The following is an 18,611-nucleotide window of genomic DNA, read 5'->3' on the forward strand; positions in this document are numbered from 1 at the left end:
GAAGCTAGGCTTCTGACTTCCTATTTAATCCCTTTAAGCGGGGTAACAATGGCTTTAGCGCCACTCTTATTGATGATAGCTTGGGTAAACGCCTCTAACTCACGCACTTCAATTTCAAGGGTAAGTACAACTTCATCACTGTATTGTGCCTCAACTTCCTGCACACCGAACTGAGCAAATAACGATTGTGCGACTGGCATAAAACCATAGTCTAACTGGAGCGTTATTAATGTGGTGATTTTTTTCTCGATTGTTTGAAGCTGCTTAAGAGCTTGTTGTACACCACCACCATAAGCTTTCACCAAACCGCCTGTTCCCAAGCGAATTCCACCATAATATCGCGTCACAACGGCACTGATTTCGCCAACCCCTGAACCAGATAGTTGCGCCAAGATCGGCTTTCCAGCGGTACCTGATGGTTCGCCATCATCACTAAACCCCCATTGCATTGAGTCTTCTGGGCGCCCAGCGACAAATCCCCAGCAATTATGTCGAGCATCTGCGTGTTTCTTTTTTATCTCATCCACAAAAGACTTTGCCGTGGCAATACTGGGCGTATGAGCCAAATAGGTAATAAAGAGACTCTTTTTAATCTCTTCTTCAAAAATCACCGGCTGTGCGGGAATCAAATAGGGCTTATCGTTCATGATTTACTTGCAAAATACATAGTGATAGCAAGTTTATCACGAGCCCTTAGCAAGAGAAGAGTGGAATACTCAAATCACAATGTTAAACACTTGTTTGAATTTTGTGTTGAAATTAAACATTCACCCGTCCACACTAGAAGCGAAACAAGACGTATCACAATAAAAATTCCAATAGTAGATTGAATGTCACGGAGATAGACATGATTTACCAAGCCAACACCCTACGTGTAAAGGAAGTGCAAGACGGTATCGCCGAGCTTTGTTTTAGCTCTCCAAACTCGGTGAACAAACTCGATTTAGCTACGCTTGAATCGCTAGACGCTGCACTCGACGCCCTCAAACAAAACGCCAGTATTCGTGGTTTGATGCTGACCAGTGATAAAGATGCCTTTATCGTTGGAGCGGATATCACCGAATTCCTTGGTCTGTTTGCCAAACCCGATGAAGAACTGGACCAATGGTTACAGTTCGCTAACCAAATATTTTCTAAGCTGGAAGATTTGCCTTTCCCTACCATATCGGTACTGAAAGGACATACGCTTGGTGGAGGATGTGAGTGTGTACTCGCTACCGACTTCCGCATTGGTGATAAAACCACCAGCATTGGATTACCAGAAACGAAACTCGGCATCATGCCTGGATTTGGTGGCTGTGTTCGACTGCCACGCCTAATTGGGGCTGATAGCGCAATGGAAATCATCACCCAAGGTAAAGCATGCCGCGCTAATGAAGCGCTAAAAATTGGTCTGCTTGATGCGGTTGTCGATACTGAAGTGCTAACCCAATCGGCTTTAACAACGCTCAATCAAGCAATCGGCGAGCAAGTCGATTGGCAGTCACGACGCAAGCAAAAAACCTCAGCGCTAACACTGAGTAAGCTCGAAGCCATGATGAGTTTTACCATGGCGAAGGGCTTAGTCGCGCAAAAAGCGGGACCACATTACCCGGCTCCCATGGCGGCAGTGAAGACCATCGAAGAAGGCGCAACACTGGCACGTAACGAAGCCCTCGATGTTGAGCGTAAGTACTTTGTTGGTTTAGCCAAGTCCCCTGAAGCAAGTGCACTCGTCGGTCTATTCCTTAGCGATCAATACATCAAAGGTATTGCTAAAAAAGCGGCGAAATCAGCCAATAAAGAGACCCAACGAGCTGCCGTGCTGGGCGCAGGTATCATGGGTGGTGGCATCGCTTACCAATCGGCCCTGAAAGGTGTACCGGTAATGATGAAAGACATTGCCCAAGCGTCGTTAGATTTGGGGATGAATGAGGCGTCGAAATTACTCAACAAGAGCCTAGAACGCGGACGTATTAATGGCTTTAAGATGGCTGGCATCCTCGGCTCTATCACGCCTAGCCTACATTATGCGGGCATTGAGCAAGCCGATGTGATTGTGGAAGCGGTCGTCGAGAACCCGAAAATTAAAGCAGCCGTATTAAGCGAAGTCGAACAAAATGTCGCGCAAGATACGGTGATTACTTCTAATACATCAACAATTCCAATCGACCTATTAGCGAAATCACTCCAACGCCCAGAAAACTTCTGTGGAATGCATTTCTTCAACCCTGTGCATCGTATGCCATTGGTCGAAATCATTCGTGGTCAGCACACATCAGAGGAAACCATCAATCGCGTGGTCGCCTACGCGGCAAAAATGGGCAAATCCCCTATTGTCGTGAATGATTGCCCTGGATTCTTCGTTAACCGCGTCCTGTTTCCGTACTTTGGTGGCTTTAGCCTGCTGTTACGTGACGGCGCTGACTTCACTCAAGTGGATAAAGTCATGGAACGTAAGTTTGGTTGGCCAATGGGACCTGCTTATCTACTCGATGTCGTCGGTATTGATACCGCTCACCACGCTCAAGCGGTGATGGCACAAGGGTTCCCTGAGCGAATGGCAAAAACAGAGCGCGACGTGATTGATGTTCTGTTTGAAGCAGAAAAATACGGTCAGAAGAATGGCAACGGTTTTTACAGCTACACAACGGATCGCAAAGGCAAACCAAAGAAAACATTTGACCCTTCGATCCTTAGCCAGATCGCAGAGGTTTGCCAAGACAAACAAACCTTTGATGATCAAACCATTATCGCCCGCACTATGATCCCGATGATCAATGAAGTCGTGCTGTGTCTTGAGCAAGGCATTATTGCTTCACCACAAGAAGCGGATATGGCGTTGATTTACGGTCTCGGCTTCCCACCATTCCGAGGTGGTGTATTCCGCTACCTCGACCAAATGGGGCTCGATACTTACATTGAACAAGCCAAGCAATACCAGCATTTAGGTGCCATGTACCAAGTGCCGCAATTGTTGATAGATATGGCAGCTAAAGGCGAACTCTTTTATGCCAGTCAGCAGCAAAGTTCAATTTAAGGGGGAATCGAAAATGACTATAGAGACAAGAAAAGTAGTAATCGTTGACTGTCTTCGAACCCCAATGGGACGTTCAAAAGGCGGCACTTTTCGTAATGTGCGCGCAGAAGATCTCTCTGCCCATTTAATGAAAGGCATCCTAGCGCGTAACCCACAGGTTAATCCAAGTGAGATTGAAGATATCTACTGGGGCTGCGTACAACAAACATTGGAACAAGGCTTTAATGTCGCGCGCAATGCCGCTCTGCTTGCCGGCTTACCTATTGAAGTGGGAGCAGTAACCGTCAACCGTTTATGTGGCTCATCAATGCAAGCACTGCATGATGGTACCCGTGCGATTATGACTGGCGACGCAGAGATCTGTCTGATTGGAGGGGTCGAACACATGGGTCATGTTCCAATGAACCATGGCGTTGATTTCCATCCAGGTATGGCTAAAAACGTAGCTAAAGCGGCTGGCATGATGGGTTTAACGGCTGAAATGCTCGGTAAGTTGCATGGCATAGGTCGAGAGCAACAAGATGAGTTTGCTGCACGCTCGCATGCCAGAGCTCATGCTGCAACGGTTGAGGGACGTTTCAAGAACGAAATCCTGCCGACAGAGGGACATGCAGCGGATGGTACTTTAATGCTGCTTGAAGACGATGAAGTGATCCGCCCTGAAACCAGTGTTGAGGGGCTCTCACAATTGCGTCCGGTGTTTGACCCAGCCAATGGAACGGTCACTGCAGGCTCTTCCTCTGCACTATCTGATGGTGCCTCAGCGATGCTGATCATGAGTGAAGAAAAAGCCAAGCAACTTGGTCTGCCGATTCGCGCTTACATCAAGAGCATGGCGATCGCTGGTTGCGATCCTTCTATCATGGGTTATGGACCCGTACCTGCAACACAGAAAGCGCTTAAACGAGCGGGGCTGACTGTCGCAGATATGGATGTGGTTGAGCTCAATGAAGCCTTTGCGGCGCAAGCATTGCCTGTCGCCAAGGACCTTGGTCTACTCGAGGTTATGGATGAGAAAGTGAACTTGAACGGCGGTGCGATTGCACTTGGTCACCCACTCGGCTGTTCTGGTTCGCGCATCTCAACTACGCTAATCAACCTAATGGAAGCGAAAGATGCCAAGTACGGTCTAGCTACTATGTGTATCGGGCTAGGTCAAGGTATTGCAACGGTATTCGAGCGTCCTCAGTAATCACGCTGTCAGTATCAGAGCGAACCTTAAGCAAGCGCCAGCGACTCGCTGGCGTTTTTTATGCGCGCAACCAGTCGTTATACAACTGTTCACTTGAGCCTAGGTAATCCACCATCCACTCAATCATTTTGTGGTTTTCATCTTTTCGCCACACCAAACAGCAATAACTTAATGGCTTATCCTCAGGCAGAATTTTTTCCACCAGTACGCCCTCCTCAATCAAAGGTTGAGCGATGTGTCTCGGCATATAACCGACACCAACACCGTTTTTCAGGCACTCTATCGCGCTGTACCAATTAGGCAATAACAAGCGTCTTTGTTGTGGATAGTGCACAGTATGACGTTTAGGTAATACATTCGATGTGTCATCTAAACAGATCGCCGGAAACTGACTAACAAACTCTTCGGTCAGGACTTGCTCACGCACACATGGATGGCTTGGCGACATCACAAATGCCCAGTCCAATACCCCCATCTCTTTAACTTCAAAGTCACCGCCAACCGGAATCGCCGCGGTCGCGCCAATCACAATATCCGCGCGACCTTGTGAAATCGCTTCCCAGGATCCATTAAATACTTCCATGTTGATCTGTAGCTCTGCATGCTCAAACGTGGCATAGAATGCCTCGATCAACGGCTTCATTTGATCCAAACGCACCACATTGTCTAAAGTCAACTTCAAGGTTTTTTGCCAACCATGAGCAGCGCGTCGAGTTTGACTCTTCACCTCTTCCATTTGTCGTAACATTGCGCGCGCTTCGGTTAAGAACACTTCACCGGCTGGAGTTAACTCCACTTTTCTCGGTAAGCGCTTAAAAAGCACCACATCGAGATCTTGTTCCATCTGTCTGACACTATAGCTGATCGCCGAAGGGACTTTATGTAAAACCTCAGCGGCCGCAGTAAAACTACCCAGCCGAGCCACGGTGTCGATCATCTTCAGTGAGTTACGGGAAAACACGCTCATAGCTAGCCTTCAAAATTTTTGATTGATAACCACAAATATTAACGTTTCATTTTATCAATTTCCAAAAATAGAATGCGAGACATTGAATAACATGCTCTACAGAAGAGTGTGGCAAACCTTTATAAATGAATTTTTTTGAATGGTAATAAGATGAACGTCTCCCCTAAAGTGTCAAAACTGCAGCTGTTCTATTTATCAGCACTCTCTATGCTTGGCTTCATTGCCACCGACATGTACCTTCCAGCATTTAAGATGATGGAAGTCGATTTTGCTACCGGTCCAGAACAAATCGCACTTTCTCTCACCGTATTTTTGGTTGGTATGGCAAGCGGTCAGCTACTTTGGGGCCTAGCGTCAGATAAATTTGGTCACCGTAATACTCTGGCGGTGGGGTTGGCGCTATTTACCGTCTCTTCACTGGGTCTCGCGTTTAGCGATCAAGTTTGGCAACTGCTGGCACTGCGCTTTGTTCAAGCTATCGGTGTTTGTGCGCCGGCAGTAATTTGGCAAGCAATGGTCATTAAGCGTTACAGCAACTCAAGCCAACAGATCTTTGCCACCATAATGCCACTGGTTGCGCTTTCTCCTGCACTCGCACCCCAATTGGGCGTGTTACTCGCGGATAGCTTTGGTTGGCACAGCATCTTCTACGCGCTGACCGTTATGGGTGTATTGCTTGTTATGGCGACAATGCGCCAACCACAAGAACAAGTAGAAACTAAACAGACCTCAGTCGCAGCTGACATTCGCGCTCTAGTGAGTTCAAAAACTTACTTAGGTAACGTGATGATGTTTGCGACCGCATCGGCGGCTTTCTTTGCTTACCTAACAGGCATGCCAGAAATCATGGCGCAACTGGGTTATGAGGCAAAAGACATTGGTCTTAGCTTTATCCCACAAACCATCGCCTTTATGGCTGGTGGCTGGCTAGGCAAGGTGATGGTGGCTAAATATGGTGACGAAAAAGTGCTACGCCAATTGGTGGGACTATTCAGTGTTGCTTCATTAATGATTTTTATCGCATCACAATGGGAATTAAGTTCAATTTGGCCAATTCTCGCGCCATTCTGTCTGATTGCGGTCGCTAACGGCGCAATGTACCCAATCGTGGTTAACCGCGCGTTGGGTAGCGCTAAACAAAGCCCGGCTACAGCAGCGGGTCTGCAAAATAGCCTACAAATCAGTGTGAGCAGCCTATCCAGTGCATTAGTGGCTGCGCTGGCAAGCCAAGCACAGCAAGCAACGGGTATTGCTATTGTGATTTGTATGCTTGGTATGTGGGTGGGTTATATCGTTTCCAACCGAGAGCTTTCTCAACACTTCACCACGCCAGATAATTCACGCGTTGTAAGCGAAGAGTAAGTTTAAAGAGCCGCATTCGCGGCTCTTTTGCTATCAAAGACTTGGCAATCCCCACTTTTCTGCCGTGGCTTTAAAGAACCCCTGAGTTTGCTTTAGCTCAACCCAGTGGTTGATATAGTTAATCCACACCTGATCGTCTTGTGGCAATAGCATGGCGATTGGGGTTGGTTTACGCGGTTGTTTGACTGGCACAATCGCCAATTGGTTAAACTTCTCCACCAGCGTCGCAGCCTCAACATTGGACGTCACTGACACATCAGCACGACGAGCAAGCAACTCTTGAAAATCTCGCGCCGGCGCTTCAATCACAATGTGCTTCGCGGATGGAAAAAACGCCTTAACCATCTTCTCTTGTACTGTCCCCAACGTCGCCGCCACTTTAACTTCAGGTCGATCAAAATCACTCCAATCACTGTATTTTGCGAGATCTTTCTTTTGCACTACTGGCACAAAAGCGAGATAAAAATAAGGCTGGCTATAACCAGCAACTTTAGCGCGTGACATATTCAGAGAAGCACTACCGGTAATATCATACTTATTCGCAGTAATACCGTTAACTAAGGTCTTCCAATCCGTGGCGACATACTCCACTTTTACGCCAAGATCGTTAGCAAGCTCGCGCGTAACATCAATATCAAACCCACGATAACTGTTCGTGGCAGGATCTTTAATCGTCATTGGGTTCCAGTCCCCCGTCGTGCCGACTCGCAGCACCCCACTATCCAATATCTGATGCAAACGACTTTGTGCCTGCGCCACCTGTGCGACCATCACTAAACCCAGCCCTAAGCCCAATAATATTTTTTTCATTTCATTCCCTCGAAAGCAAGACGACCAATATATTCCGTTTAATTATTAACCATTAAACGGTCTTCATTGGTAACATAGTTGTTACAAGGACTGTTTTTCACAAGTTTAGGGAGTAACTGTGAACTACCAACGACTTTGGCTACTCAGTTTACTCATGCTAACCGGATGTTCCGATTATCAATGGGGCTGGTATGTACTCGACCCGAGCACTGAGCAAGGCAGAACCAACCTGACATTTTTATTAGCAGGCTTTAACGACACAATACAGATCTCGTTGCTCAGCATGTTACTCGCGATGTCTTTAGGGCTGATTATCGCTCTACCCGCACTGTCCAAGAGTAAACCGCTACAATGGTTTAACCGCCTCTACGTTGAGGTTGTTCGCTCAATTCCGGTACTGGTGCTGCTGCTGTGGGTTTACTATGGTATGCCTACTCTGATGGATATCTCATTGAATCATTTTTGGGCAGGGGTGATAGCACTCACTATCGCCGAGAGCGCTTTCATGGCGGAAGTCTTTCGTGGTGGGATTCAAGCGATACGTAAAGGGCAACACGAAGCCGCAGAATCACTCGGACTGAATTATTGGCAAACCATGCGCTTAGTGATTCTTCCGCAAGCATTTCGACAAATATTGCCACCACTGGGCAACCAATTTGTCTATATTCTAAAAATGAGCTCACTGGTGAGTGTGATTGGTTTAAGCGATCTAACAAGACGAGCCAATGAACTGGTGGTCACCGAGTACTTACCACTCGAGATCTACACCTTTCTCGTCCTTGAATACCTAATATTGATTCTATTGGTTTCTCAAGCGGTACGTTGGCTAGAAAAGCGTATCGCTATCCCAAGTTATTAACTCTAAATATTAGGCAATAAAAAACCGCTCTTGGGAGCGGTTTTAAGCTAGTTAACGCAGAAGTTCGACATTACTTCTTCTTAACTGGGCGCTGCCAATCAGCGATTTTGCGCTCTTTGGCACGAGTGATCACTAACTCACCTTCTGCCACATCTTTGGTCAAAGTAGTACCAGCACCAATCGTTGCACCATTAGCAATCGTCACAGGCGCAATCAGTTGACTATCTGAGCCAACAAATACGTCATCACCAATGATGGTCTTAAACTTATTCGCACCATCGTAGTTACAAGTGATCACACCTGCACCAATATTAACGCGTTGACCAATTTCAGCATCACCTAAATAAGTCAGGTGGTTGGCTTTAGAGCCCTCACCAAGACGAGCATTTTTCACTTCGACGAAGTTACCCACGTGAGAATCATTGCGCATTTCAGCGCCAGGGCGTAGACGTGTGAATGGACCAACCGTACACTCTTCACCAACCGTCGCACCTTCAATCACACTGTATGGGCGGATTACGGTATTGTCATCGATTTCACAATCTTTCAGTACGCAGCCAGCACCGATTTTTACGTTATCGCCAATTGAAACCGAACCTTCAATAATCACGTTCACGTCGATTTCGACATCCAAGCCACACTGTAGCTCACCGCGTAAATCGAAACGCGCTGGATCGCGCAGCATCACGCCTTGTTCAAGCAGCTTCTGAGCTTGCATTGATTGGTACGCACGCTCCAAACGAGCCAGTTGTGCACGGTCATTCACCCCTTCCACTTCAATTGGATTGACTGGGTGAACCGCTTCAACGGCATGACCTTCCTCGTGCGCCGCTGCAATGATATCGGTTAGGTAGTACTCACCTTGCGCGTTGTCGTTGTTTAAGCCTGACAACCAACGTTTCAGATCGCGCCCAGTCGCCACCATAACGCCAGTGTTGATCTCTTTAATCAGTTTCTGCTCATCCGTCGCATCTTTTTGCTCAACGATAGCCACAACAGGACCGTTCTTACGCACGATACGACCATAACCCATAGGGTTATCCAAAACCACAGTCAAGAGTGCAATACCACCAGTTGGTTGCGCATCAAGTAGGTTCTCAATCGTCTCAGACGAGATCAACGGCACATCACCATAAAGCACCAAGATCTTCTCATCATCTTCAAATTGATCAGAAGCTTGATCGACCGCGTGACCAGTACCAAGTTGCTCCGCTTGCAATACCCAGTTTACTGGCTCTGCCGCTAATTCAGCTTGCATTTGATCGCCGCCATGGCCATAAACCAAATGAATATTCTGTGCGCCCAAGCCGACACAGGTATCAATCACATGTTTCGCCATTGGTTTGCCGGCTAATGTGTGCAAAACCTTCGGCTTGTTGGAATACATGCGAGTGCCTTTACCCGCAGCAAGAATGACAGCGCTAAATTTCATTATGTAGAACCTATGACGTTATATTTGTTTCAACTGGCGCATATTGTAGTCAGCATTAGTCCATTAGTTAATGCCTGACGTTAATAAATAAACAAAAAGGCGACCAACAGGCCGCCTTTCTCACATATTAAACACCGTTAATATCGATTAACGACGTTTTTTAGTCAGCTCGATAACTCGTAGCTGAGCAATGGCTTTAGCCAGTTCACTGGCCGCTTGTGCGAAGTCCATGTCGCCGTGCTGATTCTGGATATTCTCCTCAGCGCGACGCTTAGCTTCTTCTGCCTTCGCTGCGTCTAGATCTTCACCACGGATAGCAGTATCAGCCAGTACAGTCGCTGTACCAGGCTGAACTTCTACCATACCACCAGAGACATAAATGAACTCTTCGTGGCCGTGCTGTTTCACAATACGCACCATACCAGGCTTAATAGCGGTCAGCAGCGGAGTGTGGCCATGGAAAATACCCAGCTCACCTTCGCTACCGGTCACCTGGAACGTTTCAACGCGACCAGAGAAAAGCTTTTTCTCAGCGCTTACTACGTCTAGATGAAAGGTTATTGGTGCCATATCGCCTCCTAGTTAGCCTTATAGCTTCTTAGCATTCTCGATAGCATCGTCGATAGTACCGCAGTACATGAACGCTTGCTCTGGAATGTCATCGTATTCACCAGCTAGTAGACCTTTAAAGCCACGTAGAGTCTCTTTAAGAGGTACGTATACGCCTGGGTCACCTGTAAATACTTCCGCTACGTGGTAAGGCTGAGTTAGGAAACGCTCAATCTTACGTGCACGAGATACAACTTGCTTATCTGCTTCAGATAGCTCGTCCATACCTAGGATCGCAATGATATCTTTCAGCTCTTTGTAGCGCTGAAGAGTTTGCTGAACGCCACGAGCTGTGTCGTAGTGCTCTTGACCAACAACCAATGGATCTAGCATACGAGATGTAGAATCTAGTGGGTCGATCGCTGGGTATAGACCCATTGCTGCGATGTTACGGTTAAGTACAACCGTTGCATCCAAGTGCGCGAACGTTGTTGCTGGAGACGGGTCAGTCAAGTCATCCGCAGGTACGTATACCGCCTGTACAGACGTGATAGAACCTTGCTTAGTTGACGTGATACGCTCCTGTAGTACACCCATTTCTTCAGCAAGTGTAGGCTGGTAACCTACCGCTGATGGCATACGACCTAGCAGTGCTGATACTTCCGTACCTGCAAGTGTGTAACGGTAGATGTTATCGATGAACAGTAGTACGTCACGACCTTCGTCACGGAAACGCTCTGCCATCGTTAGACCCGTCAGTGCAACACGTAGACGGTTGCCTGGTGGCTCGTTCATCTGACCGTAAACCATTGCTACTTTTGATTCTTCAGGTTTTTCGATGTTTACAACACCTGCTTCCTGCATTTCAAAGTAGAAATCGTTACCTTCACGAGTACGCTCACCAACACCTGCAAACACAGATAGACCTGAGTGTTGTAGTGCGATGTTGTTGATAAGTTCCATCATGTTAACGGTCTTACCTACACCTGCACCACCGAATAGACCGATTTTACCACCCTTAGCGAATGGACAAATCAAGTCGATTACTTTAACACCAGTTTCTAGAAGTGCTGTTTCGTTTGATTGCTCTTCGTAGCTTGGCGCTTCACGGTGGATAGAGTAAACCTCTTCTGCACCGATTTCGCCACGCTCGTCAATCGCGTCACCTAGAACGTTCATGATACGACCTAGGGTTTTAGTACCTACTGGTACTGAAATTGGAGCGCCAGTGTTTACAACTTCTACTCCGCGACGTAAACCATCTGAGCTACCCATAACGATACAACGAACTATGCCACCGCCTAGCTGTTGCTGAACTTCAAGAACTAGACGTTCTTTTGAGTCCGTTACGTTTAGAGCGTCATATACACTAGGTACATCGCTCTGTGGGAACTCTACGTCGACTACCGCACCGATGATCTGTACGATCTTACCTGTAGCCATCGTTAATCCTCTAAACTATTTCGTTTTACCTAAACTTAAACCGCAGCAGCGCCGCCAACGATTTCCGACAGTTCTTGTGTGATCGCAGCCTGACGGGCTTTGTTGTACACAAGTTCTAAATCTTCAATCAGGTCGCTCGCGTTATCCGTTGCAGCTTTCATCGCAATCATTCGGGCCGCTTGCTCACAAGCAAGGTTTTCTACTACACCTTGGTAAACCTGAGACTCTACGTAACGCACTAAAAGTGTGTCCAATAGAGGCTTTGGCTCAGGCTCATAGATGTAGTCCCATGAGTGCTCACGCTGCATCTCTTCGCTGTCCGATTTAGGCAAAGGTAGCAATTGATCGATCGTTGGTTCCTGAATCATGGTGTTCACAAACTTGTTGAAAACCACATATAGACGATCCAGTTCACCATCATCGTATTTCTTCAGCATTACGCTTACAGAACCGATTAGGTCTTCAAGGCTTGGTTGATCACCAAGACCAGAAACCTGAGCAGCTACTTTTGCGCCGCTGTGTTTGAAAAAGCCAGTTGCTTTTGAACCTACTAATGCAAGTTCAACTTCAGCACCTTTCTCTTTCCAAGCCTGCATATCAACTAGGGCTTTTTTGAACACGTTAATGTTCAAGCCACCACACAGGCCACGGTCTGTAGAAACGATGATGTAACCAACACGCTTAGCTTCACGCTCTTCTAGGTACGGATGACGGTACTCTAGATTTGCATTAGCCACATGACCGATCACTTTACGCATTGTTTCAGCGTATGGACGAGAAGCTTCCATTGCATCTTGAGAACGACGCATTTTTGAAGCTGCTACCATTTCCATCGCTTTCGTAATTTTCTGCGTGCTTTTAACACTACCGATTTTATTACGTATCTCTTTTGCGCCGGCCATCGTTACTCTCCATTAGTTGGTGGCATTACTGCCACCGACCTATTACCAAGTTTGGGTTGCTTTGAAGTCGTCAGTCAGTTTCTTCAACTGAGCTTCGATTTCATCGTTGTAAGCACCCGTCTTGTCGATCTCAGCTGCAAGTTCAGCGTATTGACCGCGAGCGTACGATAGTAGAGCCGCTTCGAAATCTAGCAGTTTGCTGATTTCAACATCTGCTAAGTAACCGCGCTCTGCCGCGAAGATCACTAGTGCTTGGTCAAATACTGAGAATGGAACGTATTGCTTCTGCTTCATTAGCTCAGTTACTTTTTGACCGTGGTCTAGCTGTTTCTTCGTTGCATCATCAAGGTCAGACGAGAACTGTGCGAATGCCGCTAGTTCACGGTACTGAGCTAGTGCAGTACGGATACCGCCTGATAGCTTCTTGATGATTTTCGTCTGTGCCGAACCACCTACACGAGATACTGAGATACCTGGGTCAACTGCTGGGCGTACACCCGCGTTGAATAGCTCAGTTTGTAGGAAGATCTGACCATCGGTAATCGAGATTACGTTAGTCGGTACGAATGCTGAAACGTCACCTGCTTGAGTTTCGATGATAGGAAGAGCAGTCAAAGAACCAGTCTTACCTTTCACTTCACCATTAGTGAAACGCTCTACGTACTCTTCGTTTACACGAGCTGCACGCTCTAGTAGACGCGAGTGAAGGTAGAATACGTCACCTGGGAATGCCTCACGGCCTGGTGGGCGTTTTAGTAGTAGAGAGATCTGACGGTAAGCGACTGCTTGCTTAGATAGGTCATCGTAAACAATCAGTGCGTCTTCGCCGCGATCGCGGAAGTATTCACCCATTGCACAACCAGCGTAAGGCGCTAGGTATTGCAGTGCAGCAGACTCAGAAGCTGATGCCACAACAACGATAGTGTTCGCTAGTGCGCCATGTTCTTCTAGTTTGCGTACTACGTTAGCGATGGTAGAAGCTTTCTGACCGATTGCTACGTAGATTGAGAAAATACCAGAGTTTTTCTGGTTGATGATCGCATCGATCGCCATCGCTGTTTTACCAGTTTGACGGTCACCGATAACAAGCTCACGCTGACCACGACCGATTGGGATCATTGAGTCAACTGACTTGTAACCAGTTTGTACAGGCTGGTCAACCGATTTACGGTCGATTACACCTGGTGCAATCACTTCTACAGGCGAAGTTAGTTTCGCTTCGATTGGACCTTTACCATCGATAGGCTCACCTAGTGTATTCACTACGCGACCTAGTAGTTCTGGACCAACTGGCACTTCAAGAATGCGGCCAGTACCTGTAACTTTCATGCCTTCCTTAAGGTCAGCATATGGGCCCATTACAACCGCACCAACCGAGTCACGCTCAAGGTTAAGTGCTAGTGCATAACGGCCACCCGGTAATTCAATCATTTCACCTTGCATCACGTCCGCTAGGCCGTGAATGCGGATGATACCATCGCTTACCGATACGATAGTACCCTCGTTGCGAGCTTCACTAACAACTTCGAAAGACTCGATACGTTGTTTGATCAGTTCGCTAATTTCCGTGGAATTAAGTTGCATGCTCCAATCCCCATTAAGACTGCAATGCATCGCTCAGGCGGTTCAAACGACCACGCGCTGAGTCATCGATGACTAGGTCTCCGGCTCGAATTATTACCCCACCAAGTAGGGCTTCGTCTACACTGCAATTCAGCTTCACTTTACGCGCTAGGCGCTGCTCAAGTTTGCCACCGATATTCGCTAGCTGTTCATCAGAAAGTTCTGTTGCTGAAATCACTTCAACATCGATCTCTTTCTCATGCTCTTTCTTCAAAAAGAAGAATTGCTCACTTACATCAGGAAGGGCCTTTAGTCGGCCATTCTCAGCCATCACCTTCAGAAGGTTTTGACCGTGTGCATCTACTTGTTCACCACAAATTGCAACAAAAATCTCTGCTAGTTTGTCAGCAGACATTGAGCTAGATAAAAGCTCTTTTACTTGTGCGTTTTGGGCTACTTCAGCAGCGAAAGAGAGCATTTGTCCCCATTGTTCCAATTGCTCTTTTTCAACTGCAAAGTCGAATGCTGCTTTAGCATAGGGGCGTGCGATAGTAGTCAAATCAGACATATGCGCCCCCAGACTTAAAGTTTTGCAGTAATGTTGTCGAGAATATCTTTGTGCGCATCTTTATCGATAGTACGCTCAAGGATTTTCTCAGCACCAGCTACAGCCAGAGTTGCAACTTGTTTGCGCAGTTCATCACGTGCGCGGTTGCGTTCCGCTTCTAGTTCAGCTTCAGCTTGATTAAGGATGTTCTGGCGTTCAACCTGAGCTTCCTCGCGAGCTTCATCTAGAATTTGAGCTTTACGCTTGTTAGCTTGCTCAATAATCTCAGATGCTGTGCGCTTCGCTTCTTTCAACTGATCTGAAGCATTGGCTTGTGCTAGGTCCAAGTCTTTTGCAGCTCGTTCTGCCGCTTGTAGACCGTCAGCAATTTTCTTCTGACGCTCTTCAATCGCATTCATCAATGGTGGCCATACATACTTCATGCAGAACCACACGAATAGTGCGAACGAGATTGCTTGACCTAGCAGAGTTGCGTTCATATTCACAACAGCTACCCCTCTATTTGGACTTAGTGTTAATCAATGGCAAACCGTGTGGCTTGCCCTTGGCAATAAGTGATTAACCTAGTTGACCAACGAATGGGTTTGCGAAAGTGAACAGTAGCGCGATTACGATACCGATCATTGGAACCGCATCAAGTAGACCCGCGATGATGAACATCTTAACTTGTAGCATAGGAGCCATTTCTGGTTGACGTGCTGCACCTTCAAGGAATTTACCACCTAGAAGTGCGAAACCAATCGCTGTACCAAGAGAAGCAAGACCGACGATAATACCTACGGCGATTGCAGAAAAGCTCAGTAAAGTTTCCATTACTATCTCCAATTTATAGTTGTTGGCTTAGTGCCCAAATAAAAAGCTTAAAAAAATTAATGATCACTGTCTTCGTGCGCCATTGACAGGTAAACAATTGTCAACATCATAAACACGAAGGCTTGAATCGTAATAACCAAGATATGGAAGATTGCCCACGGTAGTGAACCCATCCATTGTAAGTACCATGGTAGCATTGCCGCACAAAGAATGAATACAACCTCACCTGCAAACATGTTACCGAATAGACGCATACCAAGTGATAGAGGTTTCGCAAGTAGCGATACCACTTCAATCAGTAGGTTAAACGGAATCATTACAGGGTGATTAAACGGATGTAATGCTAATTCCTTTGCAAAGCCACCTAGACCTTTCACTTTGATGCTGTAGTAGATCATCAGAGCGAATACGCCTAGTGCCATAGCCATGGTGATGTTCACATCAGCAGACGGTACCACTTTCAAGTAAGGGATTCCGAGCCAATGCTCTGCTGGGTAAGGTAAGAAATCGATCGGAACTAAGTCCATCACGTTCATTAAAAATACCCAACAAAAGATAGTTAGTGCTAAAGGCGCTATCAGAGGGTTGCGTCCATGGAACGTGTCTTTGACGTTTTCCGCGACAAATTCAACGATCATTTCTACAGCACACTGAAGCTTACCCGGTACACCTACTGTTGCTTTCTTTGCTACTTTGTAAAAAATTCCAAGGAAAATTAAACCAGTAAACCAAGAAAAAAACAGGCTATCGATATGTACGTTCCAGAAACTTGCTTCTTCCACCCAGCCAAACTTTCCAAAAGAAAGGTTTGAAAGGTGGTGAGCAATATATCCGGATTGTGTTAGCGCTTCACCTGGCGCAGCCATAACTCATCCTATTTTTTGTTGTTAATGAAAAGCACTGGCGCACAGATATTAACTCCTAGAGCCAGCAAATAGGTTAGTTTTAGGGGAACAAGTTCCACCTGTGTATACATGTAGACAAACGAGAATAAAACGACTGTGATAAGGATTTTAAGCACTTCACCCGTGTAAAAGGATGCCGCGACTTTCTTTGCAGCACGTGCTCCACTGAACATGAAGGCACACAAAGCAAAGACCGCATTAGCGAGGACAAAAATACCGCCGCCAACTAACGCAGAAATACCCCATTCAATACTCACAGTTGCAGCCATACCCGCCGCCACTAACGTAACCGCGCCAAGCTGGATCATTAACAATTGCTTAGCAAGCTCTCGTCCAGGTCTAGCCAACGCCGCTACCATGTATTCATACCTCTAGTAATATCCACAGCAATAACAACCTTGTGCTGGGAAATTGGCAAAAATTATACGGTCAGTCGAATTGAATGCAATGAAAACACCGCAAAAAGTTACAATTCTGTTTACAAACCGACAACTTTTACATAAAAATCATGTTTTATAAAATTTGATGAAGATCAATTATCTCACTTAGCTCTGCAACTTGGCAATTAATTGCGCCAATTTTTGAGGTTCATCAACATTTATTGTCACTTTTGCCTTACCTGTCGCGGAACGTGTAATCGCAACTTTTGCCCCAAGGATTTCACTTAATTTTTGTGACATTTGTTGAGTTTCAACATCCTCTGGCACGTTTTTAGGTTCAACCGCCGGCTTTAGACACTTTTTAACTAGCTGCTCAGTTTGGCGAACCGTCATTTGCTTCGCTGCGACCTGTGTCGCAACTTCGACTTGTTGCTCACCTTCGAGCACGATTAGAGCGCGCGCATGACCCATTTCAAGCTGCTTTTGCACCACCAACTGTTTCACGTCATCTTCCAGTTGGTTCAAACGCAAGATATTACTCACGCTTGCGCGAGACTTACCAATCACCTCAGCCACTTGCTGGTGGGTCAAAGTAAACTCTTGCTGCAGACGTTCTAGCGCCTGAGCTTCTTCGATCACATTGAGATCTTCGCGTTGAATATTTTCGATCAACGCCATGGCGATCGCCGCACGATCTTCCACTTTTTTCACCAAACATGGTACTTGGCTTAAGCCAGCTTTGCGGGCTGCACGCCAACGACGCTCACCAGCAATAATCTCGAACTTATCGTGATCCACTTGGCGCACCACGATCGGTTGGATAATACCTTGTGACTCAATCGATGCCGCCAACTCTTCAAGCGCTTCTGGCTCGATATCTTTACGTGGCTGATAAACGCCTGGACGTAACAGATTGATACCAAGTTCAGTTAACTGACCATTACTAGACAGCTCTTGACTCAAATTCACTGTCTGCTGGCGTTCACGCGCCAACGAACTGGTTGAAAGAAGCGCATCAAGCCCTTTACCTAAACCACGTTTAGACATGAATTCAGTTCCTATTAGTTAGTGTTATGCAGGTACTTCTTCACGACGAAGCATTTCACCCGCTAGAGCTAGATAAGCTTTAGCGCCTGCGGAATGTTTGTCGTAGTACATAGCAGGCTTACCATGACTTGGCGCTTCTGCTAAGCGAACATTGCGAGGAATAACAGTACGGTACACTTTGGTGCCAAAGTGCTTTTTCAATTGATCGGATACTTCATTGGAAAGCCGGTTTCTCGGGTCATACATAGTGCGCAACAACCCTTCGATTTTTAGATTCTCGTTAACAACAGCGGCTAGCTTGCTAATGGTATCCATTAACGCAGTTAAACCTTCTAGTGCAAAATACTCACACTGCATTGGCACTAACACAGAATCTGCTGCGGCCATGGCATTGATTGTAAGAAGGTTTAGAGAAGGAGGACAATCGATAAAGATGAAATCATAGTTATCGCGAACCGACGCAAGCGCTTGCTTTAAACGCACCTCGCGAGCAAACACTTCCATCAATTTAATCTCAGCAGCGGTCACATCGCCATTGGCAGCAATTAAGTCGTAATGCCCCGTCGTCTTAGTGATCACCACATCCTGAAACGCGACATCTTCAACTAAAAGCTCATATGCTGTGGCATCAACTTGGTATTTGTCGACACCACTCGCCATGGTTGCGTTGCCCTGTGGGTCAAGATCGATAACCAGTACCTTGCGTTTAGTTGCGGCCATAGACGCAGCTAAATTAATACAAGTCGTTGTTTTTCCAACACCGCCTTTCTGGTTGGCAATGGCTACAATTTTTCCCACGA

The 18,611-nt window shown here is 46.6% G+C and carries 19 protein-coding genes; 4 read left to right on the forward strand and 15 right to left on the reverse strand.

What is annotated here, in order from left to right:
• Window positions 1–20 precede the first annotated feature (20 nt).
• A complete protein-coding gene (locus tag GZN30_RS12840; RefSeq protein WP_075648133.1) occupies window positions 21–647 on the reverse strand; it encodes a YigZ family protein in 627 nt (208 codons plus the stop codon).
• Window positions 648–847: 200 nt separating this feature from the next.
• On the opposite strand from GZN30_RS12840, the gene fadB reads away from it, so the two are divergent.
• Both fadB and fadA read left to right on the forward strand, forming a co-directional pair.
• Window positions 848–3,019, forward strand: a complete 2,172-nt coding sequence (gene fadB, locus GZN30_RS12845) for a fatty acid oxidation complex subunit alpha FadB (RefSeq protein WP_075648134.1) — start codon at window positions 848–850, stop codon at window positions 3,017–3,019.
• A 13-nt stretch (window positions 3,020–3,032) separates the two neighbouring features.
• The gene (fadA, locus tag GZN30_RS12850) at window positions 3,033–4,211 is read left to right on the forward strand and encodes an acetyl-CoA C-acyltransferase FadA (RefSeq protein ID WP_075648201.1); all 1,179 of its coding nucleotides are present in this window, start codon (window positions 3,033–3,035) and stop codon (window positions 4,209–4,211) included.
• 58 nt (window positions 4,212–4,269) lie between these two features.
• Here fadA and punR read toward each other — a convergent pair whose 3' ends face one another.
• On the reverse strand, window positions 4,270–5,172 hold the full coding sequence (punR, locus tag GZN30_RS12855; RefSeq protein WP_075648202.1) for a DNA-binding transcriptional activator PunR: 903 nt from the start codon (window positions 5,170–5,172) through the stop codon (window positions 4,270–4,272).
• A 156-nt stretch (window positions 5,173–5,328) separates the two neighbouring features.
• Between punR and punC the strand changes: the two genes are divergently transcribed.
• Window positions 5,329–6,540: a purine nucleoside transporter PunC gene (punC, locus tag GZN30_RS12860; protein ID WP_075648135.1), complete on the forward strand. Its 1,212-nt coding sequence runs from the start codon at window positions 5,329–5,331 to the stop codon at window positions 6,538–6,540.
• Window positions 6,541–6,573: 33 nt separating this feature from the next.
• Here punC and GZN30_RS12865 read toward each other — a convergent pair whose 3' ends face one another.
• Entirely contained in the window at window positions 6,574–7,350 is a 777-nt protein-coding gene (locus GZN30_RS12865; RefSeq protein ID WP_075648136.1) for a transporter substrate-binding domain-containing protein, read from the reverse strand.
• Between the two features lie 118 nt (window positions 7,351–7,468).
• On the opposite strand from GZN30_RS12865, the gene GZN30_RS12870 reads away from it, so the two are divergent.
• The gene (locus tag GZN30_RS12870; protein WP_075648137.1) at window positions 7,469–8,209 is read left to right on the forward strand and encodes an amino acid ABC transporter permease; all 741 of its coding nucleotides are present in this window, start codon (window positions 7,469–7,471) and stop codon (window positions 8,207–8,209) included.
• Window positions 8,210–8,279: 70 nt separating this feature from the next.
• Here GZN30_RS12870 and glmU read toward each other — a convergent pair whose 3' ends face one another.
• The 12 genes from glmU to GZN30_RS12930 all read right to left on the reverse strand — a co-directional run bounded on the left by glmU (window position 8,280) and on the right by GZN30_RS12930 (window position 18,609).
• Window positions 8,280–9,641: a bifunctional UDP-N-acetylglucosamine diphosphorylase/glucosamine-1-phosphate N-acetyltransferase GlmU gene (gene glmU, locus GZN30_RS12875; RefSeq protein WP_075648138.1), complete on the reverse strand. Its 1,362-nt coding sequence runs from the start codon at window positions 9,639–9,641 to the stop codon at window positions 8,280–8,282.
• Between the two features lie 147 nt (window positions 9,642–9,788).
• Complete coding sequence (locus GZN30_RS12880; protein WP_075648139.1) at window positions 9,789–10,211, reverse strand: F0F1 ATP synthase subunit epsilon; 423 nt, start codon at window positions 10,209–10,211, stop codon at window positions 9,789–9,791.
• A gap of 18 nt (window positions 10,212–10,229) precedes the next feature.
• Window positions 10,230–11,633 (reverse strand): F0F1 ATP synthase subunit beta, encoded by a 1,404-nt coding sequence (atpD, locus tag GZN30_RS12885; protein ID WP_075648140.1) that lies wholly within the window; start codon window positions 11,631–11,633, stop codon window positions 10,230–10,232.
• Between the two features lie 35 nt (window positions 11,634–11,668).
• Window positions 11,669–12,535, reverse strand: coding sequence for a F0F1 ATP synthase subunit gamma (gene atpG / locus GZN30_RS12890; protein ID WP_075648141.1), 867 nt, complete (start codon window positions 12,533–12,535; stop codon window positions 11,669–11,671).
• Window positions 12,536–12,577: 42 nt separating this feature from the next.
• Window positions 12,578–14,119 carry a F0F1 ATP synthase subunit alpha gene (gene atpA / locus GZN30_RS12895; RefSeq protein ID WP_075648142.1) on the reverse strand — a complete coding sequence of 514 codons (1,542 nt, stop codon included), beginning with the start codon at window positions 14,117–14,119 and terminating at the stop codon, window positions 12,578–12,580.
• Between the two features lie 13 nt (window positions 14,120–14,132).
• Window positions 14,133–14,666, reverse strand: coding sequence for a F0F1 ATP synthase subunit delta (gene atpH / locus GZN30_RS12900; RefSeq protein WP_075648143.1), 534 nt, complete (start codon window positions 14,664–14,666; stop codon window positions 14,133–14,135).
• Between the two features lie 14 nt (window positions 14,667–14,680).
• Window positions 14,681–15,151 (reverse strand): F0F1 ATP synthase subunit B, encoded by a 471-nt coding sequence (gene atpF, locus GZN30_RS12905; RefSeq protein ID WP_075648144.1) that lies wholly within the window; start codon window positions 15,149–15,151, stop codon window positions 14,681–14,683.
• 73 nt (window positions 15,152–15,224) lie between these two features.
• Window positions 15,225–15,479 carry a F0F1 ATP synthase subunit C gene (gene atpE, locus GZN30_RS12910; RefSeq protein ID WP_002540812.1) on the reverse strand — a complete coding sequence of 85 codons (255 nt, stop codon included), beginning with the start codon at window positions 15,477–15,479 and terminating at the stop codon, window positions 15,225–15,227.
• Window positions 15,480–15,535: 56 nt separating this feature from the next.
• Window positions 15,536–16,345, reverse strand: coding sequence for a F0F1 ATP synthase subunit A (atpB, locus tag GZN30_RS12915; RefSeq protein ID WP_075648145.1), 810 nt, complete (start codon window positions 16,343–16,345; stop codon window positions 15,536–15,538).
• Between the two features lie 8 nt (window positions 16,346–16,353).
• The gene (locus GZN30_RS12920; protein WP_075648146.1) at window positions 16,354–16,743 is read right to left on the reverse strand and encodes a F0F1 ATP synthase subunit I; all 390 of its coding nucleotides are present in this window, start codon (window positions 16,741–16,743) and stop codon (window positions 16,354–16,356) included.
• Window positions 16,744–16,929: 186 nt separating this feature from the next.
• The gene (locus GZN30_RS12925; RefSeq protein ID WP_075648147.1) at window positions 16,930–17,811 is read right to left on the reverse strand and encodes a ParB/RepB/Spo0J family partition protein; all 882 of its coding nucleotides are present in this window, start codon (window positions 17,809–17,811) and stop codon (window positions 16,930–16,932) included.
• Between the two features lie 24 nt (window positions 17,812–17,835).
• Window positions 17,836–18,609: a ParA family protein gene (locus tag GZN30_RS12930; RefSeq protein WP_075648148.1), complete on the reverse strand. Its 774-nt coding sequence runs from the start codon at window positions 18,607–18,609 to the stop codon at window positions 17,836–17,838.
• Window positions 18,610–18,611 lie beyond the last annotated feature (2 nt).

Origin of the sequence: Vibrio ponticus, from assembly GCF_009938225.1 — a bacterium.
GTDB classification, from domain to species: Bacteria; Pseudomonadota; Gammaproteobacteria; order Enterobacterales; family Vibrionaceae; genus Vibrio; species Vibrio ponticus.